General features: G+C 69.5%; 18 protein-coding genes and 1 pseudogene. 8 read left to right on the forward strand and 11 right to left on the reverse strand.

Features of this window, described 5'->3' with window-relative positions; all coding sequences use genetic code 11:
- Positions 1-275: 275 nt before the first annotated feature.
- Entirely contained in the window at positions 276-1,403 is a 1,128-nt protein-coding gene (locus QP165_RS07660) for a serine hydrolase domain-containing protein (protein ID WP_333994912.1), read from the forward strand.
- Between the two features lie 33 nt (positions 1,404-1,436).
- Here QP165_RS07660 and QP165_RS07665 read toward each other — a convergent pair whose 3' ends face one another.
- From QP165_RS07665 to QP165_RS07675, 3 genes are all read right to left on the reverse strand, one after another.
- Positions 1,437-2,306 carry an endonuclease/exonuclease/phosphatase family protein gene (locus tag QP165_RS07665; protein WP_333994913.1) on the reverse strand — a complete coding sequence of 290 codons (870 nt, stop codon included), beginning with the start codon at positions 2,304-2,306 and terminating at the stop codon, positions 1,437-1,439.
- A gap of 105 nt (positions 2,307-2,411) precedes the next feature.
- Positions 2,412-4,721: a putative bifunctional diguanylate cyclase/phosphodiesterase gene (locus QP165_RS07670; RefSeq protein ID WP_333994915.1), complete on the reverse strand. Its 2,310-nt coding sequence runs from the start codon at positions 4,719-4,721 to the stop codon at positions 2,412-2,414.
- Positions 4,722-4,724: 3 nt separating this feature from the next.
- Positions 4,725-6,380, reverse strand: coding sequence for a ShlB/FhaC/HecB family hemolysin secretion/activation protein (locus QP165_RS07675; RefSeq protein ID WP_333994917.1), 1,656 nt, complete (start codon positions 6,378-6,380; stop codon positions 4,725-4,727).
- 158 nt (positions 6,381-6,538) lie between these two features.
- Here QP165_RS07675 and QP165_RS07680 point away from each other — a divergent pair, with 158 nt between their 5' ends.
- From QP165_RS07680 to QP165_RS07695, 4 genes are all read left to right on the forward strand, one after another.
- Positions 6,539-8,689 carry a FecR domain-containing protein gene (locus QP165_RS07680; RefSeq protein ID WP_333994918.1) on the forward strand — a complete coding sequence of 717 codons (2,151 nt, stop codon included), beginning with the start codon at positions 6,539-6,541 and terminating at the stop codon, positions 8,687-8,689.
- 228 nt (positions 8,690-8,917) lie between these two features.
- On the forward strand, positions 8,918-9,409 hold the full coding sequence (locus QP165_RS07685; protein WP_333994919.1) for a hypothetical protein: 492 nt from the start codon (positions 8,918-8,920) through the stop codon (positions 9,407-9,409).
- A gap of 153 nt (positions 9,410-9,562) precedes the next feature.
- Positions 9,563-10,036, forward strand: coding sequence for an SAM-dependent methyltransferase (locus tag QP165_RS07690; RefSeq protein ID WP_333994920.1), 474 nt, complete (start codon positions 9,563-9,565; stop codon positions 10,034-10,036).
- Complete coding sequence (locus QP165_RS07695) at positions 10,033-10,275, forward strand: hypothetical protein (protein ID WP_333994922.1); 243 nt, start codon at positions 10,033-10,035, stop codon at positions 10,273-10,275. The genes QP165_RS07690 and QP165_RS07695 overlap by 4 nt, the downstream gene beginning before the upstream one ends.
- 32 nt (positions 10,276-10,307) lie before the next feature.
- Here the strand turns inward: QP165_RS07695 and QP165_RS07700 are convergent, their stop codons facing one another.
- Both QP165_RS07700 and QP165_RS07705 read right to left on the reverse strand, forming a co-directional pair.
- A complete protein-coding gene (locus tag QP165_RS07700) occupies positions 10,308-11,585 on the reverse strand; it encodes a spinster family MFS transporter (RefSeq protein ID WP_443019272.1) in 1,278 nt (425 codons plus the stop codon).
- A gap of 51 nt (positions 11,586-11,636) precedes the next feature.
- Positions 11,637-13,957, reverse strand: a pseudogene (locus tag QP165_RS07705) (TonB-dependent receptor).
- A gap of 178 nt (positions 13,958-14,135) precedes the next feature.
- Here QP165_RS07705 and QP165_RS07710 point away from each other — a divergent pair.
- Positions 14,136-14,834 carry a TetR/AcrR family transcriptional regulator gene (locus tag QP165_RS07710; protein ID WP_333994925.1) on the forward strand — a complete coding sequence of 233 codons (699 nt, stop codon included), beginning with the start codon at positions 14,136-14,138 and terminating at the stop codon, positions 14,832-14,834.
- A gap of 36 nt (positions 14,835-14,870) precedes the next feature.
- On the opposite strand, the gene QP165_RS07715 is transcribed toward QP165_RS07710, so the two are convergent.
- The 6 genes from QP165_RS07715 to QP165_RS07740 form a co-directional block, all read right to left on the reverse strand.
- Entirely contained in the window at positions 14,871-16,019 is a 1,149-nt protein-coding gene (locus QP165_RS07715) for an FtsX-like permease family protein (protein ID WP_333994927.1), read from the reverse strand.
- Positions 15,989-17,266 (reverse strand): ABC transporter permease, encoded by a 1,278-nt coding sequence (locus tag QP165_RS07720; protein WP_333994930.1) that lies wholly within the window; start codon positions 17,264-17,266, stop codon positions 15,989-15,991. Before QP165_RS07720 ends, QP165_RS07715 begins: the two co-directional genes overlap by 31 nt.
- Positions 17,267-17,276: 10 nt before the next feature.
- Positions 17,277-18,764, reverse strand: a complete 1,488-nt coding sequence (locus QP165_RS07725; RefSeq protein ID WP_333994932.1) for an FtsX-like permease family protein — start codon at positions 18,762-18,764, stop codon at positions 17,277-17,279.
- The gene (locus QP165_RS07730; RefSeq protein WP_333994934.1) at positions 18,677-19,690 is read right to left on the reverse strand and encodes an ABC transporter permease; all 1,014 of its coding nucleotides are present in this window, start codon (positions 19,688-19,690) and stop codon (positions 18,677-18,679) included. The genes QP165_RS07725 and QP165_RS07730 overlap by 88 nt, the downstream gene beginning before the upstream one ends.
- 114 nt (positions 19,691-19,804) lie before the next feature.
- Positions 19,805-20,485, reverse strand: a complete 681-nt coding sequence (locus QP165_RS07735) for an ABC transporter ATP-binding protein (protein WP_056016902.1) — start codon at positions 20,483-20,485, stop codon at positions 19,805-19,807.
- Positions 20,486-20,494: 9 nt separating this feature from the next.
- The gene (locus QP165_RS07740) at positions 20,495-21,778 is read right to left on the reverse strand and encodes an efflux RND transporter periplasmic adaptor subunit (RefSeq protein WP_333994936.1); all 1,284 of its coding nucleotides are present in this window, start codon (positions 21,776-21,778) and stop codon (positions 20,495-20,497) included.
- A 126-nt stretch (positions 21,779-21,904) separates the two neighbouring features.
- Between QP165_RS07740 and QP165_RS07745 the strand changes: the two genes are divergently transcribed.
- Entirely contained in the window at positions 21,905-23,137 is a 1,233-nt protein-coding gene (locus tag QP165_RS07745; RefSeq protein WP_333994938.1) for a sigma-54-dependent transcriptional regulator, read from the forward strand.
- On the forward strand, positions 23,127-24,335 hold the full coding sequence (locus tag QP165_RS07750) for a sensor histidine kinase (RefSeq protein WP_333994939.1): 1,209 nt from the start codon (positions 23,127-23,129) through the stop codon (positions 24,333-24,335). The genes QP165_RS07745 and QP165_RS07750 overlap by 11 nt, the downstream gene beginning before the upstream one ends.
- Positions 24,336-24,359 lie beyond the last annotated feature (24 nt).

Raw genomic sequence — 24,359 nt, forward strand, 5'->3', positions numbered from 1 at the left:
CCGATCCCATCGGATCGCCATGCGTGCTACGCTGATCCCCGCATGTGCTGCGATCATGCTCACCTCTCCTTTCGCGACGTCTTGGCGTCACCTTTGTCCATTGGTTATTGTGAGAAACGCATCATGTAAAGGATTACATTTCCAAGCGAGCGCCAGCCGCGGCGACACGATCCGTCGGACCGGTACAAACCCCGCGTTCGACACGCCGCAATCGTTGACGACCGACGCGGCGCCACATACCTCGGCCATGGTCATTCCGGATGAGGAACGAAATCATGTCGTCGCGCGCGCGTCTGGTGCTGCTGCTGGGGCTGGCTCTCGCTGGAAACGCGCCCAGCGCTGCCCCCGCGGCGACGGTGCAGACATCGGCGGCGATCGCGCAGGCGAACGACCGGACCCGGACGCTGCTGAAGGCGAGCATGGCGGAACGGCACATCCCCGCACTTCAGGTCGCCGTCATCGCCCATGGCCGCGTCGTGATGTCCGAGGCATACGGCGTTGCCGATGTCGAACAGCACGTCGCGGCGACTCGCCAGACGCTGTTCCCGATCAATTCGGCGACCAAGTCCTTTACCGGCCTCGCGATCATGCAGCTCGTCGAGGCGGGCAAGGTCGATCTCGAAAATCCGGTGTCGCGCTACATCGACGGCCTGCCCGCGGCATGGCGCGGCGTGCGGATCCGTCACCTGCTGGCGCACGCATCGGGCCTGCCGAACATCGTCGACGAGAAGGGGCTGATCGGGGGCGGCAGCGATGCGGATGCCTGGGCCAGGGTGCAGACGCTTCCGATGGACGGCGAAACCGGCGCGGCGTTCGCCTATAACCAGACCAACTATCTGCTGCTCGGCCGCGTCATCGAGACGGTGAGCGGGGTTTCGTTCGTGCACTTCCTGACCGAGCATCAGTTCACGCCGGCCAGGATGGCGCATGCGCGGTTCGGTGACGGGTACGACATCGTCCCCGGCCGCGCGGATGCGTATATCCGCGACCATGCGGGACGCAGCGACGCCGCGTCGGATCCGCGCGCGCTGTACCACTGGATCGACGACATCCCCGTGTCGACGCGCGCGGGGGCCGGGCTCTACACCACCGCCGACGATGTCGCGCGCTGGATCATCGCGCTGCAGGACGGGCGACTTCTCGCCAGGCGGGCCAGCATCGATCGCCTGTGGCAACCCGACAGGCTCAACGACGGCACGGCGAGCATCTGGGCGATGGGCTGGCCGATCCTCGCCGGGACGAAGCGTCGCGCGGTCGGCGGTATCGGCGGCGGCCGGGCGGCGTTCTTCGTCTATCCCGACGACGATCTCGCGGTGATCGTGATGACCAACCTCGTCGGCGCCAATCCGCAGGAGCTGATCGACACGATCGCCGACCAGTATGTTCGCGCGGCGCCGCCTTAGGACCGCGCCACCGGCCGCGACGCAGCCCGGGAGCTATTCGAGGTCGGCGACCACGGGGAAGTGATCGGATGCGTAGCGTGGCCCGACATGGTCGGTCCGCACCGTCGCGCGAACCGGCGTGAACCCGCGCGTGAAGATATAGTCGATCCGGCGATCCGCGACCCCGGTGAAATTGTGGAAGGTCATCGCCGGGCCGCGGCGGACCGGCGCCGCTGCCCAGGCGTCGGTCAGGCGGTCCGCGAGGATATGATAGGCCTTGCTGTCGGGCGTCGCGTTCATGTCACCCGTCAGCACCACCGGCAGCGTGCCGGCGATCGGCGCGAGCTGCTCGAGGACCAGGCGTGCGGAGCGTTCGCGCGCGCCATCATCCTCGTCGCGGTGCGCGAAATGCGTGTCGAACACGACGAACTGCCGCCGCGCCGGACCGCGGGTTTCGAAGACGCCCCAGTTGACCGTTCGCGGCAAATTGGCATCCCACGCCATGCTGCCGACCACCGACGGCGTGTCGGACAGCCAGTAATCGCCGTGACGGATGAGCGTCAGCCGGTCGCGGCGATAGAATATCCCCATATGCTCGTCGGCATGGCCACCCCGGCGGTCGCGCCCGAACCACGCATAGCCGGGCAGCGCGCGGACGATATCGGCCCCCTGTGAGGCGAACAGCTCCTGCGTGCCGATCACGTCCGGCCGTGCCGCGGCGATCGTCTGCAGGAAGACCGCGCGACGCTTGGCCCAGACATTGGGACCATCGTCCTTGCTGGGATAGCGGACGTTGAACGTCATGACCCGGATGGGCAGCCGGACATGCGGTCGCGCTTGCGCAGCGTCGGGCGCATGCGCGGCAACCGCGCTGGCAAGCGTGAACGTCAGCAGCGCGGCGACGCGCAGGATCTTGAACGGCATGAAGCAACTCCCGGCAGGACAGAGATGCACAAACGCGACGGAGCCGCGTCCGGTCCTATACACCCGATCATGGCGCGGCGATGACACATTCGGCGGCGGTGTCGATCAGGCGGCGTACCGGTAATGACTGTCCAGTATCGTCGCGAGGCTTTGCAACGGCACGGGCTTGCTGATCAGATAGCCCTGGATCATGTCGCAGCCCGACGTGCGGAGGAATTCGAAGCAGGCGTCATCCTCGACGCCCTCCGCGACGACTTTCAGGCCCAGCCTGTGCGCGAGTTCGATCGTCGATCGGACGAGGATCGCGTCATCCGGATTCTGGTGCGCATGCTGGACGAAGCTCCGGTCGATCTTCAGCTCGTTGAGCGGCAGCTGCCGCAGATAGCTGAGCGTCGATTGACCGGTCCCGTAATCGTCCATCGAGACCGCGATGCCGAGCGCGCGATAACGGTGCAACGCGGCCACCGCCTTATTGGTATCGGCCATCGCCGCGGATTCGGTCACCTCGAACACCAGCGCGGATGCCGGCGTCCCCGCGGCTGCGATCAGCCGCTCGACCTCGGTGTTGAACGACGACGAGGACAGCAGCTTGGCCGAGATGTTGATCGCGGCGGTCAGCTGCGGGTGCTGCGCGCGCAGGACGGCGAGGTCCCGGATCACGTGCGACAGGACGTGAAGCGTGAGCGGCGCGATCCGGTTGGTCTTTTCCGCGACCGGAATGAACAGGTCGGGGCCGACGAACCCGCGCGACGGATGACGCCACCGGACCAGCGCCTCGACGCTCGTGATGCACGTCTCGCGAAGGTTGTATTTGGGCTGGTAGAACACCTCGATCTGACCGGTGGCGATCGCATCGTCGAGTTCGCCCATGAGCGATATCGACCGTTCGAGGCCGACGATGTCGGTCTGGGCGCGCTTCCAGAACAGGTCGGACGCGCGCGCATCCTCGGCTGCGAGCGATGCGTCGGCGATCACCCGCTCCATCTCGGCGCAGGGCCCCGTCGCGATCCCGATCGTCATCGCGACATCGACCCGCCGCCCGCCGACCTCGATCTGCTGCAGCATGATCGTGCGCAGCCCGTGGAGCGCGTCGTCGATCGACTGGTCGAGCGGCAGGCAGAAGGCGAGCTGCGGATCCGACATGCGGTAGACCTGGCCGCGTTCCCCGACGAGCGCGAGCCGCTCGCTCACGCGAAGGACGACATCGGCGGTTCCGCGCTCGCCCAGAACCGCGCGCAGCGGATCGTAATTGCCGATCTGCGCCACCGCGAGGACGATCGTCTCGCCGCGATTCGACAAGTCGAGCAGCTGACGGCTGTTGGGAAGACCCGTCGCCTCGTCAACCGAACGCTGTCGCTTGAACCGACCGATCACGTCCCGGACGAGACAGGCCATGCCCGTCAACACCATCATCAACGCCGCGGTGGCGATCGGATAGGTTATGAAAAGATAATGCTGTGCCAGCAGCACGCCAAGGATCAGGACGCACAGGCTCACGCCCATCACGACCGCGCTCCCGACCGTGGTCCGGAACCGCAGCATCACGCAGACGACGATCCCGGCGAGCAGGAAGACGAGCAGCGGCGAGCCATAGGACGGCACGCCGCGGATCAGCGTCTCGGCGGCGAGCGCCTGGACGACGACGCCCGGTATGACGCCCCATTGCGGCGTCCCGTACCGGTCGCCCATCTCGATCGCGGTCGCGCCGACCAGGACGTTGCGCCCCCTGACGCGCGACGCGTCGAAGCGGCCATCGCGGACGGCGACGAAGCTGAGCCGCGGGATCGTGCTCGGATCGATCGACATGTCGATCGGGAATTCCTGATCCACCGCGCCCGATCGTGCCGCGATGAACGCCGACAGCGACGGTCGCGGCTGGCCCGCGGTCACGGTCGCCATCGTCATGTTGCGGACCTGGCCATCGGGATCCGGACGGATGCTCACCGATGCCAGAATCGCGTGACCGCGCAGCATCGGGATCGGCAGCGCGTCGATCGTGCGCTGGTCGTCGCTCCCCGCGACCTGGCCGAACGTCGGCAGCGCGACGCGCCCGTCCGCACGCGAAAGCGACGCGGCGAGCGCACGATCCCCGGCCGCATCGGAGGGCGACGAGAAATCGACGTCGAACACGATCGATGCGGCCCCAGCCTTGCGCAGACGATCCACCACCGCGGCATAATGCGACCGCGACCAGGGCCAGCGCGCGATCGCCGCCGCGCTGTCGGCGTCCATCTCGACGATCGCGACCTTGCCGCTCGCCTGGCGATCGACCACGCCGAAGCGCATCGGCATCAGCACGCGGTCGATCGCCGCGCCGGTCGCGGTCACCATCGTCAGATAGCCGGCGGAGAGGACGAGGAGGCATATCACCCAGGAGGACGGCCGCCATCCGGTCCGCAAGACGCTGGTGCCCACCGGTCAGAAACTCCGCGAAAGCCGGAACGACACGCGCGGGCGCTTCGTCTCGGTATCGAACCGGTCCTCGTTGAGCGGGAACGCGACCTCGATCATCCCGTCGAGCGTCCCGTAGCCGAGCCTTGCCCCCGTCCCGGTCGACAGCAGCGACCCTCCGCCGATGCCGTTCCGGAGATTGTCGACATAGCCCCCGTCGACAAAGCCATAGAGCTGCATCCGGTCGAGCCCGCCCTTCACGCGCCCGAAATTGGCGCGCAGTTCGGCCGAGCCGAGCATGCCCTGGTCCCCCGTCCGCTCGGCATAATCATAGGCGCGCCCGAACCCCGGCCCGCCCGCGCCGATCTCGGCCGTGGCGAGCAGCGGGCGCGAGGCGAGCTGGCCCGACGAGGCGAGCGCGATCGCGAACGGGCCGGTGATATCCGCGGACCAGTCCATCGTGTAGCCCCAGGTCACGAACCGCGCGTCGCCGTCCGCGCGCGACGTCCTCAGATCGCCTTCGTGGCTGACCCCGTCGAGCGGCAGCCCGCCGACCATCGCGACCTCACCGCGCAGGATGCCCGGTCCGAGCTTGCCCGTACCGTTGATCGCGCCGGTGATCGTCGCCAGTCGATCGTTGCGGAGCATCGTCCCCAGCAGCGTCTGGTCGCTTTTCAGCGCGCGCAGCTCGACCGTCGCCCACACGCTCCGCGCGCGGCTTCGCATCAGCGGCGTGGCATAGCTGATCGCCGCATCGACGCTGTTCCCGACGACGTCGAGCGGCTTGAGCGAGGCCCCCGGGTTGGCGCGACCATAGGATCCGGACACCGTGACCACGCTGCCATGCGAATCGACGGGTGCCGCATACAGCGCGCGGAAGAACGCGAACTCGCTCGGCTCGACGGGCGTCGCGGCAGCGATGAAGCGGAGTTCGTCGCCCGACTGGGCGATGCTGCGCAGATTGGCCAGCATCGTCGCACGGATCGGCCCGACCTCGGCGCTGCCGCGATTGTCGACCTGCAGATAAGCAAACGCGCTGTCCTGCGCGATCGTGACGAGAAGAATGCCAAAACCGTTCTGGCGGATATATTTGCTGCTGGTGACGGTCATCCCGGGGATATCGCCCACCAGAAGGATCGCGCGTTCCAGCGTCTCGCGACGGACCGGTCCACCGGCGACCAGCGCATCGGTCAGGATCCGGTCGGCCAGCGGGCTGGTCGCACCGATCACGCGCACCGCGGCGATCGTCCCCTCGTCGAGCGTGATGTGGAGAACGCCGTCGCGCATCGACTGGACGGGGATCGACGCGCTGGCGAACGGATAGCCCCCACCGCGCGCGATCCCCGCAACCGCGCCGGCCAGCGTCGAGAGATCGGCCGCGGTCAGCTGCCGGCCGATATACGGGACCAGCGCGGGCGCGAAGGCGCTGGTCGCCACGCGCTCGTTTCCGTCGACGACGATGGCGGTCGCGACCTGCGACGGCGCGGCAATCGTGCTGACGGGCGCTGTCGTTTCCTGGGCCACGCCGGGTGGTCCCGCGGCGGGTACGGGCGCCGGCTTGGGCAGCGCCTGTTCGGTGATTCTCGGGTCCGCCCGATCCAGCCGGACCTGGGCGATTGCCGGCGTCGCGGCGCATGCGCCTGCTGCGGTCAACGTTGCGGCGACCAGCGTGCGGCGCATCATGTTCTCTCGTGTCATTCGACCGCTGACTAGTGAGCAAGCGTTTGCAAATGGTTGCTTTTCTTGACCCTAACGCGCGATTTACCTTCCCGCTGAACGCACCGGTAATGATGATCCGACGATAGACCCGGAATGGGCGGAGCGCGCCCGCGGGGGATGTAATGCGTAAGCGGATACTGGCGTTGTTGGTTGCCGGCTGTTCAACGGCCGCGATCGGCAAGCAGCCGAGCTGGACGATCAGCGAAACGAGTGGCGCGGTGCGCGTGTCGCATGCCGGCATCACGCGTGTCGCGACGCGGGGGAATGCGATCGCGCCGGGCGACGTCGTCACGACGGGCCCCGGCGGCCGCGCGGTCCTCGTCCGCGGCACCGAGTTCATGATGGTCGCCTCGGCGTCGCAGCTTCGTCTCCCGGTCGAGGAGCAGGCGACGGGATTCACGCGCGTGTTCGAGGATTTCGGCCATGTCGTCTTCATGATCAAGAAGCAGATGACGCCGCATTTTGAGGTCAAGACGCCCTATCTCGCCGCCGTCGTGAAGGGCACGACCTTCAGCATCGGGGTGAGCCCGCAGGGTGCCGCCGTCCAGGTGCTCGAAGGCGCGGTCGACGTGGCGACGGGCGATGGCGGCGCGCATGACATGCTGCGCCCCGGCTCGATCGCGCGCGTCGGCGCGGACAACATGTATCGCATGCAGGTTCAGACGAACGGCATCATGCGGACGCTCGTGTCGCCGGCGATGCCCGCGTCGGGAGACACGGCCGGTCCGATCGTCACCGCGCCAAGCGGCACCACTGCCCCGGACGACAGCACGACGACGCCGGCGCTCGCGACCCCGGCGCTCGCCACCCCCACCCCCACCCCCACGCTTGCGGCCCCACCCGCCGATGAGATCGCGGTTGCCGCAGACGCGCCCGGATCGGCGATCGCCACGCCCGGTGTCATGGCCGCGGTGTACGAGACACCCGTCTCGCTGGCATCGACGACCGCGGGCCTCGTCACCGGCACGCTTGGCGGCAACGCGCTTGCCGACCTCGCTGACGTCGCGAGCATCAGCAGGACCGTGACCGAGGCGTCGACGTCCGCCGTCAAGGCGGTGCAGGTCGCGGTCGAGACGACCGCGGTGACCGATGCGCAGACGGTCGCCGCGTCGGCGGCGACGCGCCAAAGCGAGGCGGCAACCGCCGCCGCGGAGTCGAAGGCCTCCGCCGACCGCGCGAGCGAGGAAGCCGCCAGCGCAGCCCTGCGCGCGAACGACGCCGCGGCGAAGGCCAAGGCCGCGCAGGATGCGAGCGAAGCCGCCAAGATGGCGGCGCAGGCGCAGGCCGACGCCGCGGTCAAGGCCGCTGCCGATGCATCGCAGCAGGCCGCCGCGGCGCAGGCCGATGCAGCGGCAAAGGCGGCAGCCAAGGCTGCAGCCGACGCCGATGCGGCGATGGCGGCGCGCGCGGCAGAGGACGCCGCCAGGGCCGCCGCCGATCTGTCGGCCGAACAGGCCGCACGCGTCGCGGCGGCCACCGCGGCCAAGGCGGCGGAGGATGCCCGCCGGGCAAGCGAACTGGCCGCCGCCGCGGATGCGGATCATGCGGCGAAGTCGGCCGCCGATGCCGTCGCCGCCAGCGCGGCCGCCGCTGCGGCCAAGGCTGCGGACGCCGCTGCGGCGGCCGCGCGCGACTCCGACGACGCCGCGACGCAGGCCGCAGCACAGAAGGCGGCGGCGGAGGCTGCGAAGGCGGCGAGCGACGCCGCGGCGGCCGCGACCGCATCGCGGCAGGCGGAAATCGACAAAACGGCGAGGGACGCGGCCAAGGCGGCCGCCGACCAGGCCGCGGAAGCATCGAGGACCGCCGAAAAGGCCGCCAAGGACAGCGCCGACAAGATCGCGCGCGACGCCGCCAGGGATGCCGAGAAGGCTGCGAAGGATGCAGCCCAGGCCGCCGAAAAGGCTGCGAAGGCAGCGGCCGATGCCGCGCGCGCGGATACCGAAAAGGCGGCGCGGGATGCTGCGAAGGCCGCATCCGACAAGGACGCGGAAAAGGCCGCGAAGGATGCCGCCAAGGCCGCCGAGGAGGCGGCGAAGAACGGACGCGACCAGGCGGCGAAGGATGCGGAAAAGGCGGCCCGCGAGGCTGCTCAGGACGCCGCCAAGGCCGCGGCGGACCTCGCCAAGCAGCAGGACGATGCTGCAAAGGGCGCGAAGAAGGCCGCCGACGACGCCGCCAAGGGCGCCGACGACGCCGCCAGGGATCTGCTCAAGCGAGCCGATGCCGCCGCGAAGGCCGCGCTCGAGGCGCTCAAGAAGTTCAAGCTGTAACGCGCGCTTGATGACCGCGGGTTGCCTGACGGCAGCCCGCGGCACCAAACGCGGTGACTTTCCCGATCGGACCCGGCCCGCGGACCGCGGCGCCACGCCCGCGCCGATCCTCCGCCGCATCGGTAGGAAAGCGCGCCGCACTATGCAGGCGCTACGCAGAAAGTCGGAATCGATCTCGAATTGCTATGCCGCGCCCGATAGCTGGGTTGCCACGACAAGGAGTGTGGCATGGCGGCGTGGCATCGGTCGCGGCGAGCGGATCTCGGCTTGCGCGCGTCGGGACTTCTTCTCTGCGGGATAGCGTACACCGCGCTGTCGCGGCTGTGCGCGATGCCGCTCTCCCCGGACACCGTCGGCGCGCTCGCCTTTGCGCTCGCCGCGATCGGTCTGCTCGCGGCGAGCGCGGGCAGCGCGATGGCGGCGCTCGGCCACCATCTGTTCGACCAGATCGCGCTCAGCGAACGGTGGCAGCCCCGGACCCATGACGTCATCCTGCCGGTCGAGACCGCGAAAGCCATCGATATGACAGACCCCGCACGGCTCGCGTCGCAAACCGCGGGTGCCGAGCGTGTGCCCGCGTCTCGGCTGGCTGGCACCGAACGCACCGACGCTCGTCCACCGCGCGGTTTCTGCGCATCGACCGCCGAACGCGTCGACGGCCGATCCGATCGCGCCGCGTTCGGTCCGCCGGTCGCGCTGGCGGTAGCGACGACGCGGTGAAATGCGACGAGCCGTTGCGGCCACTATGCCGGCACTATGGGGTTTCCCGAAATCGCTCTCGAATCGCTATGCCGCGGTTCGTAACTCGGGTCCGCGGGCGGCTGGACGCCCGATCACACAGGCCGCGGTGCGTGGCCTGAGCGGGACACGGACATGACAGTCATCATCACAAGACCTGGCCTGTGCCGCACGGCACGATACGACCCGCGCTGGCCGCGGATCACGGCGGCGCTGGCGGCGATGCGCGAGCGGCACCGTCACGCCGTCCGGATCGTCGATGCCGACTGCGCGTGCGGGACGCTGCTGATCGCGGCCGTGCGCTACGCGCGTGCGCTCGGGTTCACCGCGATCGAGGGACACGGCATCGACGACGCCGCCCCGCTGATCGGTCGCGCGCGCGCTGCCGCGACCCGGCTGCACGATCCCGCGATCGGGCTCAGCTTCGAACGTGCCGACATCGCGCAGGCGCTGGCCCGCGAAGCCGATGTCCCGGCGGACATCCTGCTCTGCCACGACCGTCACGCCGCCGACGACAACGACGGCAGCACCGCGCGGCTGCTGGCGGCTGCGGGTCACGTCGTGATCGACGATCGCGTATCCGGAACCGCCTGGAGGTGCGCGGCATGACGCGGCGCGACCTGCGATGGAAAGCCGGCGGTCTCGCGCTGACCGCTACCGCCTGCGCGCTGTGCGGGGCGGTCGACGGGTCGCCGTTGATGATCATCGTCTTCCCGCTCGCATTGCTCGGCCTGCCGCTGATGATCCACGGCAAACGCGTGGGGCAGATGGTCCGCGCGGAACGTCGCGGCCACAGCCACACCATCGACGTCGTCCACGCCGCGCGCATGCGCCGGCGCGGTCACTGACGCGCGATGGCACGCCTGTCCCCGCGCTGCCGTCAGCGCAGGCGTTCGGGATCGACCCAGTCGCGGCGGAGCGGCGTCGATGCCAGCCACATGAGCAACGCCGCGACCAGGTACAGAACGAGCCCCGCGAGCATCGCATAGCGCAGCGCTTCGTCGCCATAGCGCGCGGCAAGCGTGTCCGAGAGTGCGCCGAGCGCGAAACTGCCGCCGCCAAGACCGATCAGGTTGTTGATCAGCAGGAACGTCGCCGATGCGGTGGCGCGCATATGCCCGGGTACCAGATGCTGGATCGCGGTGATGACGGGCGCGAGCCAGACATAGGCGAGCGCCTGGGGCACGAGGAAGAAGACGAACGCCGCCGTCACCGAGGACGACAGGATCCCCGCGGCGAACAGCGGCACCGCGATGACGAACGCGATCGCGGGGACGCGCGCATACATCCGCCGATCGCGCGCGCCCAGCCGGTCGCCGAGCACGCCGCCGAGCAGGACGCCCGCAACACCCCCCAGCAACAGCACGCCGCCATAGAATTGCGCGGTCGCGATCAGGTCGAGCCCGAAGCTCCGCTGCATCAGCGACGGCAGCCAGAAGGCCAGGCCATAGCCCAGCATCGAACTCGCCGAGGCGCCGAACGCGAGCAGCCAGAAGCTCGGCTTGCGCGCGAGGATGCCGAACACGCGGCGGACGGGTTCGCGGTCGCACGCATCGGACCCACGGACCGGCTCGCGCACGCACAGCCGAAACACCGGCGCGAGCACCAGCCCCGCGACACCGACCGCGACGAACGCGGTCCGCCAGTCGATCGACGTCGCGATATAGCCGCCGAGCATCACGCCGGCCGCCGACCCGAGCGGGATGCCGAGCGAATAGACCGCCAGCGCGCGTGCACGGCGATCGGGCGCGAACGTGTCCGCGATCACCGCATAGGAGGGCGCGACGCCCCCCGCCTCGCCTACCCCCACGCCGACGCGGAACGCGAACAGCTGCGCGAAACTGCCCGCCACGCCGCACAGCGCGGTGAACGCGCTCCACACCGCGAGCGAGAGCGTGATCACCCAGGTCCGGCTCGTCCGGTCGGCGAGCCACGCGAGCGGGATCGCCAGCGTCGAATACAGCAACGCGAACGCCAGCCCGCCCAGCAGGCCCAGCTGCGTATCGGTCAGTGCCAGGTCGGTCTTGATCGTCGGCGCGAGGATGCCGAGGATCTGCCGGTCGACGAAGTTGAACGTGTAGACCAGCAACAGCATGACGAGCGCCGTCACGCGGTAGCGGCTGCCCTCGCGCGGGGCCGCCGGGATATCACTCGTCATATTCTACTCCAGCAAACGCAGGGCGATCACCCGCCCCCCGCCTGCGCTCCATCAGAATTTCGCGGTGAGGGTCGCAAAGACCTGACGCGGGTTGCCGTAATAGGCGGTCAGCACGCCGTCGCTGCCGAGCGATGGCCGCAACGCGCCCGCCGCCGTGCGCAGATAGTCGCCGGTATCGGGGTTCTGCAGCAGGAAATTATAGCCCGACACGACATAGCGCTTGTTGGTCAGGTTCTTCCCATGAACCCCGATCGAGAAGCGCGCATCGATCGTATAGACGAGGTTCGCGTCGAGCAGCGCATAGGCTGGCTGGTCGAGCAGCGGCGTGCGAAGCTCGAACTGTTGCGAATCGCTGCGATAGGACAAGGTCGTGCTCGCATCGATCGCGCCCGCCGCACCGACCGGGACATGATAGGCGAGCGTCCCGCTTGCGGTCAGGTCGGGCGTGTTCTGGAACCTGCGATTGGCGGCGACATTGATCCCGCGTGAATCGATGAAGCGCGTGTATTTGGCATCGAGATAGCCGATCGTCCCCGACAGATTGACGCGGTCGCCGGTCCCCGCGATCCCCTCCGCCACCGTCAGATTGGCCTCGCCTTCGACACCGTTGATCCGCGCGCGGCCCGCATTGGTCGTGATGCCGATAAAGGTCTGGATTCCGCCGACGGTGGCCCCGACCGATCCGGGGACCTGGACATCGGTATATTTCGAATGGAACCCCGCCACCGCGAGCGTCAGCCGGCGGTCGAACAGCGACGCCTTGTATCCCGCCTCATAGCTCTCGACGCTCTCGGGCCCGAACGACAGGAAGTTGTAGATATCCTGCCGGTCGCCGCCGGCACCGGTGATGCCGTTGCCGTTGAGGTCGGGCGCTGCGGTGCCGACCCCGCGCGGATCGAACCCGCCGCCCTTGAACCCTTCGACCAGCTCGCATAGAGCGTGTTGTTCGCATCGGGCTTGAAGCTGACGGACGCGCGCGGCGTGAACTTGGCGAAGCTCGCCGTCCCGCGGAAGTCGGTCTGCCGTGCGATCGGCGCGGTCGTGCCGCCGAAGAAGGGCGATGCGCCCAGATACACGTTGCGCTGCACCTGCGACATGCGATCGTCCCACGTATAGCGGCCGCCGACCGACACGCTGAGCATCGGCGTCACGTCGAGCGTGGCATCGCCGAAGACCGCCACCGTATTCGTCCGCACATCGCCGAAGGTCAGCGCGGTCACCGTCGCCGGCAACCGCACGTCGAACACGGTGCGCGCCTTGGCATCGAGATAATAGAGCCCCGCCAGCATGTTGAACGGCCCGGCATCGACCAGCAGCTGAACCTCTTGGCTGAACTGCTCGTTGTTGTAGAAGGCGGGGACGTCGACATCGACCGCGGGCAGCGCGTCGAAATCGATCGGCGTCGCGCTGTCGTCCTTGCGATAGCCGGTGATGCTGCGCAGCGTCAGATACGCGGCGGGCTTGAGTTCGGCGAAGAGCGAACCGCCATAGGCCTCGACCGACTGTTTCGGCGCGACCAGTCCCCCGCGGCTGTCGAACACGTCGGACAGCACCGGCGTCCTTGAAACCAGCCCCGGGATCAACCGGTGCCCGCCGCGCGGGTTGCTGTCGTCCTTGGTATAATCCCCCGACAGGCGGAAGAACGCGCTGTCGCCCGCCTCATATTGCAGCGTGCCGCGCGCGCCCCAGAAGTCCTTGTTGTAATTGTCCTGTCCCGTGGTGAGGTTGGTGCCGAACCCGCCGCGGCTCAGCCGTGCGACCGCGCCGCCGATCCGGAACCCCGTGTCGCCGATCGGCGTGCTCGCGCTGATGACGCCGTCCGCCTGGTCATAGCTGCCATAGGTGCCGCGGATGCTCAGCGTCGGGTCCGAGCCGATCCGGCGGGTCACGTACTTCACCGCGCCACCGATCGTGTTGCGACCATAGAGCGTCCCCTGCGGCCCGCGCAGCACCTCGATCCGCTCGACGTCGTAGATATCGAGCACCGCGGCCTGCGGGCGGTTGAGATAGACGTCGTCGAGATAGATGCCGACGCCCGCCTCGAACCCCGCGACGGGATCCTGCTGGCCGACGCCGCGGATGAAGGCGGTGAGCGTCGAATTGGTGCCGCGCGAGGTCTCGAGCGTGACGTTCGGCGTGACGGCGGCGAGGTCGGTGACGTCGAGCGCACCCGACGCCTCGAGCTGCGCGCCCGTGAACGCGGTGATCGCGATCGGCACGTCGAGCAGCCGTTCCTCGCGGCGGCGCGCGGTGACGACGATATCGCCATCGATCCCGGCCTCGTCGGCGGCGGGCCCCGTCTGCGTGGCCTGCGCGGCGTCTGCGGCGCTGGCGGCGGGTTGAGTCTGCGCGGACGCGGATCCGCCGAGCATAGCGGCGAGTGCGACCCCGGCGTTCAACATGATTATCACGGATTTCGGCTGTGCCACGGTGTCATCCCCTCCTGCGGCGCCCGCTTGATGCGCCCGGTATGATCCGGGTTGTGCGCCTTGGTTCCAGTCTATACTGAAACCTGAACCAGTATTCAACTTGTGTATCGAGGCAGACAGAATGGCGAAGGCGCAGGAGACGACGCCGTCAGACCCGGCGACGACCGGCGACAGCAAGGCACCGCGGACCGAGCGTGGCCGCCGGACGATGCGCGCGATCCTCGACGCCGCCGCGATTGAATTCGGCGACAACGGGTTTCACCAGGCATCGATCAGCGACATCACCCGCCGCGCCGGCGTCGCGCTCGGCAGCTTCTACACCTATTTCGACTCGAAGGACGCGGTGTTCCGCGCGCTCGTCCGCGACATGTCGGACCAGGTGCGCGATCAGGTCGCCCCGGCGATCCTGTCCGCGCCCGACCAGCTTGCCGCGGAGCAGGCGGGGCTTCGCGAGTTCATCACCTTCGTCCGCCAGCACAAGGAGATCTACCGGATCATCGACGAATCCGAATTCGTCGATCCCGCCAGCTTCCGCCTCCACTACGCGACCACCGCCGATCGCATCACGCGCCGCCTGCGAAACGCCGCGGAGCGCGGCGAGGTCACGGGCGACGTCGGCGAGATCCACGGCTGGGCGATCATGGGAATGAACGTGTTCCTCGGACTCCGCTACGGCGTCTGGAGCGAGGACGGGACGCCCGACGAGATCGCCGGCGTCGTCGCGCGGATGTTGCGCGATGGCATCCTGCGCAGCCCCGCGGATCGCTCACCGCCGGATGCCGACCGTGCGTCCGAGCCACAGGCCCGCGACGTTCCGTAGCGCCGGCAGCGGGTCAAACTCCCGACAGCGCCGGTCTCATTCGTGGCGCAGCGCGCGCGCGGGCTCGCTGCGTGCGACGCGCCATGTCTGGCTGAAGATCGTCGCCACCGCGATACAGCCCGCAATCAGGATCGCCGCGACGAACAGCCACGGCGACAGCGCGACGCGGTCGTCGAACCCCGCCAGCCACCGCTGCATCGCGATATAGGCGACCGGGACCGCGATGACCCCGGCGATCAGGACGGGCGTCAGGAACTGGCCGATCAGCAGCATCAGCACGTCCGTCGTCGACGCGCCCAGCGTCTTGCGGATCCCGATCTCCCGGATCCGGCGCGCGGTGTCGAACGCGGCGAGGCCATAGAGGCCGATACACCCGATCGCGACCGCGAGCACCGCGCCGATCATGAACAGCCGCGATCGCTGGACGTCCTGACGATAGAAGGATTCGTAGAGTTTCTGATCGACCGTCACCACGACCGGGGGCACCGCCGGCGCGATCCGGTGCCACAGCGTCTCGATGCGCGCGAGCACCGGCGCCGGATCGCCCGCCGTCCGGACGACCTGAACCGAGCGATAGCCGCCATCGGGCCGGTAGCTATAGGCCAGCGCATCGACCGGATCGCGCGGCGTGCCGAACCGCATGTCGTCGACGACACCGACGATCCGAACCGCGCCGGTATCGCGCGCCACCACCTGATCGATCGCGTCCGCGGGGCGTGCAAACCCCAGCCTGCGGACCGCGGTGCGGTTGAGGATCACGTTTGGCAGTCGCGCGGGCGGATCCTTGTCGCCATTGCCGATATCGAGCGCGAACCGGGCGGGATCGAACAGCCGCCCCGCGTGCAATCTCGCGCGATAGGTCTCGAAAAAGGCGTCTCCGACCGTGCCCTGGACGATCATCGGCGGTTCGCCGGTCGCGCCCGCGCGGTGCATCTTGCCGATCGCGAAGCTCCCGCCGCCGGGCACGATGCCGCTCGTCGTCACGGCCGCCACGCCCGGGATGGCGCGGATCGCGGTCGCAAGTTCGGTCCTCTGCGCCGGATCGAGCGCGCGGTCGCCAAAGCCGTTGACGAGGATCAGGCCATCGCGACCGAAGCCGATATCGGCATTCTGGACATGGCGGGCCTGCGCGACGAGCACCGCCGTGCCGATCATCAAACTCGTCGCGATCGCGAACTGCAGCACGACCAACGCCTTGCGGACGCGGGCCCCGGCGCGGTCACCCCCGGAGTCTGCGCCGCGGCGAGCACCGCGGCTGGCTGGAACCGCGAAATCACGAAGGCGGGGTAGAAGCCTGCGAGCAGCGTCACGAGCACGACCAGCGCGGCAAGCGGCGGCAGGATCGATCGCGCGCCCCAATAGACGAGCGTTAGCCCGATCCCGCCTGTCGCGTTGACGAAGGGGAGCGCGATCTCCGCCAGCGTCAGGCCGACCAGCGCCGACAGCGTCACGGCGACCAGCGCTTCGCCGAGCAGCTGGACGACCAGCATGCCGCGCGTCGCGCCGAGCACCTTGCGCATCGCGATCTCGCGTGCGCGCATCCCTGCCCGCGCGGTCGCCAGGTTCACATAGTTGAGTATCGCCAGCAGCAACGCGACCGCGCCCACGGTGCCGAGAACGGTCACGACCGTCCGGCTGCGGCCGTCCGCGAGGTGCAGGTCGGCGAGCGGCGTGATGTCCTCGGTCAGGAACTTGATGCTGTCCGCGTTGAAGCCCGGATCGGGGTGGCGACGGATGAAGGTGGCGATACGCTGCGCGCTCGCGGCATCGGGCAACGACAGGAAGGTCGTCACGCCGTAGCCGGCGGATTGCTCGTCGGCGGCGGGCCGCGCGGGCATCGCTGCGAACATATCGCTGACATAGGTCGTGTTCGCGGGCAGGTTCGCGATCACCGCGCCGATCCGGTAGACCGCGGGCTTGCCGTCGCGCGCGACCGTCAACGTACGGCCCAGCGCGCTGGCCCTGCCGAAATAGGTCTCGGCGACCATGCGCGTGACGACGATGCCGTCGGGGCGTGCGAGCGTGCCCGCGACATCGCCCTCCAGCACCGGCGACGGAAAGATCCGGAAATAGCCTGGATCGACCAGCGTGAGCCTGGCGGTGGCGCTGCTCTGCCCCGTCAGCACCGTGGCGGTGTCGTACGGTGTCATCCGCACGCCGACGAGCCCGGGAAACGCGGCCCTGAGCTGCGGGAGCAGCTCGGGCGACGAGGGAATCTGGAACCGCGGATTGCCCGGAAACTGGATGCTGCGCTCCACCTTCCACACCCGCTCCCATCCCGGCAGCACGCGGTCATAGCCCGTCTCGAACCGCACGAAGAGGAAGAGCACGAGGAACACCGCGATGCCGAGCGCGAGCCCGCCGATGTTGAGGATGGCATACAGCCGATGCCGGGTCAGCGATCGGTACAGCGTCAGCAGTGCGGAATGCATGGCGATGATCCTATTCGTGCCGCAGCGCGCGCGCGGGCTCGGCACGCGCGACGCGCCACGCCTGGCCAAAGACGGTGGCGCTCGCGATCAGCACCGCGGCCAGCGACGCACCGGCGAAGAACGCCGGCGACAATGCGATCCGGTCGTCGAACCCGGCCAGCCAGCGTTGCATCGCGACATAGGCGAGCGGCCAGGCGACGATATTGGCCAGGATCACCGGCCGCATGAACTGCCCGATCAGCAGCCTGAGCACGTCCGCGGTCGACGCGCCGAGCGTCTTGCGGATGCCGATCTCCTTGACGCGCCGGGTCGTGTCGAACGCGGCGAGGCCGTAGAGCCCGATACAGCCGATCGCGATCGCCAGGACCGCCCCGATCGTGAACAACCGCGAGCGCTGCGCATCCGCCTTGTAATAGCGCCGGAACAGATTGTCCTCGACCGAGCGCGCGTCGAACGGAACGCCGGGCACGACCCGCTTCCACGCCGCCTCCATCGCGTTCGCCATCGCCTCGGGATCGCCCGCATAGCGCACCGCGGCATAGGGCGAGAGGATGTCGATGCTGTTGTAGCTATAGGCGACCGGATCGACCGGATCGCGCGGACTGCGGAACCGCACGTCGTCGACCACGCCGATGATCGTCGACGGCCGGCTGCCGTCGCTGATCGTCTGTCCGAGCGCTGCGGCGGGCGAGGTGAACCCCAGGGCGGTCGCCGCCTTGCGGTTGATCACGATATTGGGCCCGGTCCGCTTGCGCTGCTCAAGCGTCAGCAGCGCGCGATCGTCGGCATGCGCGGCGTCGAACAGCCGACCGGCGATCAGCCGCGCGCCATAGACCCGGAAATAGTCGCGGCCCGTATCGACATCCATGACCGACGTCTTCACGCTGGAGCCGCCCGGTCGGGTATAGCCAGAGAAGTTCGTCGTGCTCTGGTCGCCCGGCGCGTTGTTTCCGACCGTGACACCGGTCACGCCCGGCACCGCCGCCAGGGCGCGCAGGATCGCCGCGCGTTGCGGCGCATCGATCCCGCCCGTCATCAGCGACCGCACGATCATCAGCCCGTCGCGCCGGAACCCGAGATCGGCGTCGCGCATGTGCGCGGTCTGCGCCAGCATCGTCGCGGTCGCGATGGCGAAGGCGATCGCGATGGCGAACTGGATCACGACCAGTCCGCCACGCAGCCGCGCTCCGGCGCGACCACCGCCCGGCGCGCGCGTCGACGCGAGCACCGCGGCGGGGCGGAAGCTCGACAGCACGAAGGCGGGATACAGCCCGGCGACGAGCGCAATCCCCAAGACCAGCGCCAAGAGCGGTGGCAGGATGCCGTCCGCCCCGAAATACCGGATCGCAAGCGTGGTCCCGCCGAGCGTGTTGACGAACGGCAAGGCGATCTCGGCGAGGGCCAGCCCTATCAACGCGGCCACCGCGACCGTCGCCAGCGCCTCGCCCAGAAACTGTCGCATGAGCGACCGGCGCGTGCCGCCGAGCACCTTGCGCATCGCCACCTCGCGCGCGCGGAGCCCGCCCGCGCGGTCGCCAGGTTGACGTAATTGACGATCGCGATGAGCAACGTCAGCAGCCCGACCGCGCCCAGCGTCGTCACGATCGCGCGGTCGCCAGGGGTGTACAGGTGCATCGCGGTCATCGGGCGCAGCGACTGGAAATACTCGCCCTTCTTGATGTTGCCGCTCGCATAGGCGTGCGCGTCGAGGAACGAGGGCAATCGCGCCTCGAACGCGCGCGCCGCCGCGACATCGGGAAAGCGCAGGACCGTCGTCAACGATGCGCTGCCCCAGTGATCCCACCACTCGCTTCCGAACCGCGCACGGACGAGTTGCGCGAACATCTCGCTCTTGAGGCTGACATTGTCGGGCATGTCGCGCAGCACGGCGCCGATGCGATAGGGATAGGTCTGGCCATCGATCGACAGCTGCAGCGTCTGGCCGATCGCCGGCTGGCTGCCGAAATACTTGCGCGCGGCGGCCTGCGTGACGACGAGCCCGTTGGGATCGGCGAGCGTGGCGGTCGGGTCACCCTCGACCGCCGGATAGCGCATCAGGTCGAAGAAATTCGGATCGACCGCGGCCAGATCCTCGGCGGTCGCCTGCGCCCCTTGCCGAACGGTCGCCGCGACAGTGGAATAGCGCGTGCCGACGAGTTGCGGATAATCGGCCTTCAGGATCGTCAATTCGCTGCCCAGCGTGTCGGAGCTGGTGTCGGCAGGATAGCCGGGCATTGCATAGCGTTGCTCGAGAACCCAGAGCTTGTCCTGGTCAGGCAGCGCGCGGTCGAATCCGGTCTCGAACTGCACGAACAGGAACAGCACGAGGAACACCGCGATGCCGAGCGCGAGCCCGCCGATGTTGAGCAGCGCGAACAGGCGATGGCGCGTCGCCGAGCGATAGAGGCTGGTGAGAGCGGACATGGCGGGTCCTTCAGGCGTCGCCGGAGGGTTTGGGGGCGGGCTTGGTCGCCGCGAGATGGCGGACGAGGACGACGACGAGCAGCAGCAGCACGAGCGTCCCGAGCAACCGGCGCATCATGCCGCCCGGCGCGCCGACGACAGGATGCGGCCGTCGAGCATGTGCACCGTCCGCTTGGCGATGTCGGCGTGCGACGGGCTGTGCGTGACCATCACGATCGTCGCGCCGTCGGCGTTGAGCTGGCCGAGGATGTCCATCACCTGCGCGCCGTTCTCCGTATCCAGATTGCCGGTCGGCTCGTCCGCGAGGATGAGGCGCGGCTCGCCGACGATCGCGCGCGCGATCGCCGCGCGCTGCTGCTGCCCGCCCGACAATTGATGCGGGTGATGCCGCTGGCGGTGCGCGATGCCGACGCGGTCCATCGCCGCCGCGACGCGGTCCTTCTTCTCGCGCGCGGGCATGGTGCGATAGGCGAGCCCCAGCGCGACGTTCTCGGCGATCGTCAGCTCGTCGATCAGGTTGAAGCTCTGGAACACGAAGCCCAGCCGGTCGCGGCGCAACCTTGCCAGCGCAGCCTCGGGCGCGCGTGCGATGTCCGCGCCCTCGAACAGATACCGCCCGTCGGTCGGCCGGTCGATCGTGCCGATGATGTTGAGCAGCGTCGACTTGCCGCACCCCGACGGCCCCATGATCGCGACGAACTCGCCCGCCTCGACCGCGAGGTCGATGCCGCCGAGCGCGGTCGTCTCGATCTCGTCCGAGGCATAGGTGCGGCTGAGGGCCTGTAACTGGATCATGATCGAATCCTATCGGATGAGAAGGGTCTGGAAGGGGGTGTAGGTGCCGAGCGCGGTCGTCACGATCCGCTCGCCGGGCACGAGGCCGGAGACGATCTCGACCTGATCGGGATTGCGCCGGCCGGTGACGATCGCGCGCCTGACGGCCTTCTGGTCGCCATCCAGCACGAACGCGGTCGTGCCGCCCGCATCGAGCCAGCCGCCCGCGGGCGCGACCACCGCGGGCCGGTCCGCACCCAGCACCAGCCGCACGTCGAGCGTCTGCCCGCGGTTCAGTCCGCCCGGCGCGGCACCCCGAAACCCCAGTTCGACGCGGAACCGCCCCTCGGTCACCTGCGGCAGTTTCTTGATGACGGTCATCGGATAGCTGCGCCCGTCGATATCCGCCGCGGCGCCGAGCCCCGCGCGCACGCGCCCGAGATAGAATTGGTCGACATCGGCGGTCAGCTTCCACTGCCCCTCCGAATCGATCTGCCCGACCGGGTCGCCACTTTTCAGCGTCTGCCCGGGCTGGAGCGTGAACGCGGTGAGCCGCCCCGCGACGGGCGCGCGCAGCACCAGCGCGGACAGGCTCGCGCGGACCATCGCGAGGCTTTCGCGCAACTGGCGCGCGGTCGCGGCGATCCCCGACGCCTGGTCCGCCAGCGTCGCCCCCGCCTCCGCCGTCCCGCGATCGAGCGCCGCCACGCGCGCCTGCTGATAGCCGACGTCCTCGCGCACCGGATCGATCGCCGCGCGCGTGATGATCCCGCGGTCGAACAGCACCTGCTTCTGCGCGAGCAAGGTCCGCGCCTTGGACAGCGCGTTGCGTGCCTCGGCAAGATCGCGCGCGCCGTCCTGCCGCGTGGTCTGAACCGACAGGCGCTGGCCACTGATCGCGCTCAACTGCCCGACGATGTCGGCCGACCGGCTGGCGACGTCGAGTTCGAGCGACGGGTTGGACAGCTGCGCGAGCGGCGTACCCGCGGCAACGCGCGCGCCGTCGCTCGCGGCCAGTGCGGCGACCTGCCCGCCCGAGATCGCGGTCACGAACACCGTGCGCAGTGGCGCGACCTCCGCGCGCAGCGGCACGAAATCGCGGAACGGCGCGCGCGTCACGACGCCCGTCCGGATCGCCGCCGCATCGACCGCCAGCGCGTTCGCCCCCGGCATCAGCAGCCATAGCAGCGCCGCCGCCGCGAGCACCGCCAGCGCGATCGTGCCGCGCACGATCCGCCTGCGCCGCGCGGCATGCGGGCGCTCGATCCGCCGATCCATCGCGGCGCCGGCACTGGGCAGGGTCGTCTCCGTCATGCGGACACTGTACCGGACCGCGCGGTTACAGCCTAAGTGACTGAGTTATAGTGAGAATAGAACGCGGCCGGCCTCGTCGCGTAGCCAGACTGTACCGACTGTTCGTTTCCGGACACTATGTTCGCCATGTCAACCGAATCGCATATCCTCGTCATCGACGACGATCCCGACATCGCGAGGGCCGCCCGGCTGTTGCTCGAACGGCACGCGATGCGCGTGTCGACCGCGGCGGATCCGGAGGCAGCATGGGTCGTGCTGGCGGGGGAATCGATCGACGTGATCCTGCTCGATCTCAACTTCGCGCGCGGGCGCACCACCGGCGAGGAGGGGTTCGCGATGCTCGACCGGCTGATCGCGGCGGATGCGCGCGCGGTCGTCATCGTCGTCACCGGGCATAGCGGGATCGCGGTCGCGGTCCGTGCGATGCGCAGCGGCGCCGCCGATTTCGTCATCAAGCCGTGGAACAACGAACGCCTGCTGACCACGGTCGAACGCGGCCTGGCGCTGCGCCGCGCGAAGCTCGAGACCGCAGCGACGCCACCGGTCACCGACGGCATCCTGCTCGGCGAAAGCGACGGGATCGTGCGCGCACGGACTTTGATCGCGCGCGTCGCGCCGACCGCGGCGCCGATCCTGCTCCTGGGTGCGACGGGCACCGGCAAGACGCTGATCGCGCGGCTGATCCATCAGGCCTCGCCCTGCGCGCACCGGCCGCTCGTGACGCTCGACGCGGAGGCCGCGGACGCTGCCGCCATCGCGGCGCGGACGGCCGCCGCGGCGGGCGGGATGCTGGTGATCGACCATATCGACCGGCTGCCCCGCGCGCTCCACGACGTGCTGCTGCCCGCGCTCGACGGGATCCGCGTGGTCGCGACGACGCGGCTCGATCGCGCGGGCGTGCGGGGCGCGATCGGCGAGGACCTGCTCGACCGCGTCGGCACGATCGAGATCGCGCTCCCGCCGCTCGCCGACCGCGGTGGCGATGCGGTGCTGCTCGCCCGCCATTTCCTCGCGCTGTTCGCGCATCGCCATGGCAAGCCGAACAGACCGCTCGACGCGGACGCGGCGCAGGCGATCGCGGCGGATCGCTGGCCGGGCAACATCCGCGGCCTGCGCCAGACGATCGAGCGCGCGGTATTGCTCGGCACCGGTGACGCGCACGCGATCGGCGACCTCATGCTGTCGCCCGACATCGCCGTGCCGCACGCGCTCGCCCCCGATCTGTCGCTGGCGCGCAACGAGGCGGCGCTGATCACCGCCGCGCTCGAGCGTCACGCGTTCAACGTCAGCCGCGCCGCCGCGCAGCTCGGACTGACGCGCGCCGCGCTGTATCGACGGATGGCGCGCCATGGCCTCTGACCGCGTCCGCGCCGCGGTGCGCGCACTGGTGATCGCCGCGGCGGGGGCCGGCGGAGCGTTTGCCGCGACGCGCGGGCTCTATGCCACCGCGCTGCTCGCCGCGCTGATCGCGGTCTGGACCGCCGCGCTGAACCTCGTCGACATCGGCCGGCAGCCGCCGCCGCGGCCGTCGCCCCCTGCGCCCCTCCTCGCCGACGTCCGCGCCGACGAGGAGGACCGTCGGCGGCTGACCGCCTATCTCGACCTGTCGCCCGCCCCGCTCGTCGCGCTCGACGACGGCCGCCTGCGCGTCGTCAACCGTGCCGCGCGGCGTCTGCTCGGCGCGAGCGACCTCGTCGCGGATCCGCCCGCGGGACTCGTGACCGCGCTGTCCGATACCCGCCCCGGTCGGACCGCGACGATCGACATCAGCCACGACGCCGTCGTCCGCAGTTTCGCGCTGGCCACCGGCGATCTCGCGCTGTCGGGTCGGATGACGCGGATCGGCGCGCTGATCGACATCGATGCCGAACTGAAAGCCGTCGAGGCGACCGCGCTTCGCGAACTCGTCCAGGTGCTGAGCCACGAGATCGTCAACGCGCTCACCCCGATCGCCTCGCTCGCCGAGACCGCCGTGGCGATGCTCGACGATCCCGACCCGGCGCTGCCCAAGGTCCGCGAGGCGATCGAGACGGTGGCGCGCCGCGCCGCGAGCCTGCACCGGTTCGGCGAGAGCTATCGTGCGCTGGCGCGGCTTCCCGCGCCCGTGCCCGAGCGGATCGCGCTGACCGCGTTCACCGACGATCTGGCGGCGCTGTTCACGACGCGGTGGCCGGGTATCGCGTTCACGACCGACCGCGCGGACGCGCCGGCGCATCTGCTCGCCGACCCGGACCAGTTGACCGCAGCACTCTGGGCGGTGTTGCAGAACGCGGCCGAGGCGCTCCACGACACGCCCGATCCGCGCGTCACCTTCGCCGTCTTCGCACTGGTCGGCCAGACGCGGTTCGCGGTGACGGACACCGGTCCGGGGATCCCCGCCGGCGACCAGCCCGACATCTTCCGCCCCTTCTTCACCACCAAGGCCAAAGGCACCGGCGTGGGCCTCGCGCTCGCCCGGCAGATTCTCCGCGGCCATGACGGCGACCTCATGCTCGCCGCCTCGCGCCCCGGGGCAACGCGGTTCGAGGCGTCGGTCCCTGCGGGTATGACCGGCTGACGCGCCGGCACCGCCGTGGCGACG

This window comes from Sphingomonas sp. 22R3R2A-7 (genome assembly GCF_036856055.1).
Lineage (GTDB): Bacteria > Pseudomonadota > Alphaproteobacteria > Sphingomonadales > Sphingomonadaceae > Sphingomonas.

Excerpts from the sequence above, each read along its gene's own strand:
- QP165_RS07690 (WP_333994920.1), top strand. The coding sequence starts at position 9,563 with ATGACAGTCATCATCACAAGACCTGGCCTGTGCCGCACGGCACGATAC.
- QP165_RS07710 (WP_333994925.1), top strand. The coding sequence starts at position 14,136 with ATGGCGAAGGCGCAGGAGACGACGCCGTCAGACCCGGCGACGACCGGC.
- QP165_RS07695 (WP_333994922.1), top strand. The coding sequence starts at position 10,033 with ATGACGCGGCGCGACCTGCGATGGAAAGCCGGCGGTCTCGCGCTGACC.
- QP165_RS07665 (WP_333994913.1), bottom strand. The coding sequence starts at position 2,306 with ATGCCGTTCAAGATCCTGCGCGTCGCCGCGCTGCTGACGTTCACGCTT.
- QP165_RS07740 (WP_333994936.1), bottom strand. The coding sequence starts at position 21,778 with ATGACGGAGACGACCCTGCCCAGTGCCGGCGCCGCGATGGATCGGCGG.
- QP165_RS07750 (WP_333994939.1), top strand. The coding sequence starts at position 23,127 with ATGGCCTCTGACCGCGTCCGCGCCGCGGTGCGCGCACTGGTGATCGCC.
- QP165_RS07680 (WP_333994918.1), top strand. The coding sequence starts at position 6,539 with ATGCGTAAGCGGATACTGGCGTTGTTGGTTGCCGGCTGTTCAACGGCC.
- QP165_RS07745 (WP_333994938.1), top strand. The coding sequence starts at position 21,905 with ATGTCAACCGAATCGCATATCCTCGTCATCGACGACGATCCCGACATC.
- QP165_RS07735 (WP_056016902.1), bottom strand. The coding sequence starts at position 20,485 with ATGATCCAGTTACAGGCCCTCAGCCGCACCTATGCCTCGGACGAGATC.
- QP165_RS07720 (WP_333994930.1), bottom strand. The coding sequence starts at position 17,266 with ATGCATTCCGCACTGCTGACGCTGTACCGATCGCTGACCCGGCATCGG.
- QP165_RS07660 (WP_333994912.1), top strand. The coding sequence starts at position 276 with ATGTCGTCGCGCGCGCGTCTGGTGCTGCTGCTGGGGCTGGCTCTCGCT.
- QP165_RS07685 (WP_333994919.1), top strand. The coding sequence starts at position 8,918 with ATGGCGGCGTGGCATCGGTCGCGGCGAGCGGATCTCGGCTTGCGCGCG.
- QP165_RS07725 (WP_333994932.1), bottom strand. The coding sequence starts at position 18,764 with ATGCGCAAGGTGCTCGGCGGCACGCGCCGGTCGCTCATGCGACAGTTT.
- QP165_RS07730 (WP_333994934.1), bottom strand. The coding sequence starts at position 19,690 with ATGTCCGCTCTCACCAGCCTCTATCGCTCGGCGACGCGCCATCGCCTG.
- QP165_RS07675 (WP_333994917.1), bottom strand. The coding sequence starts at position 6,380 with ATGATGCGCCGCACGCTGGTCGCCGCAACGTTGACCGCAGCAGGCGCA.
- QP165_RS07700 (WP_443019272.1), bottom strand. The coding sequence starts at position 11,585 with ATGACGAGTGATATCCCGGCGGCCCCGCGCGAGGGCAGCCGCTACCGC.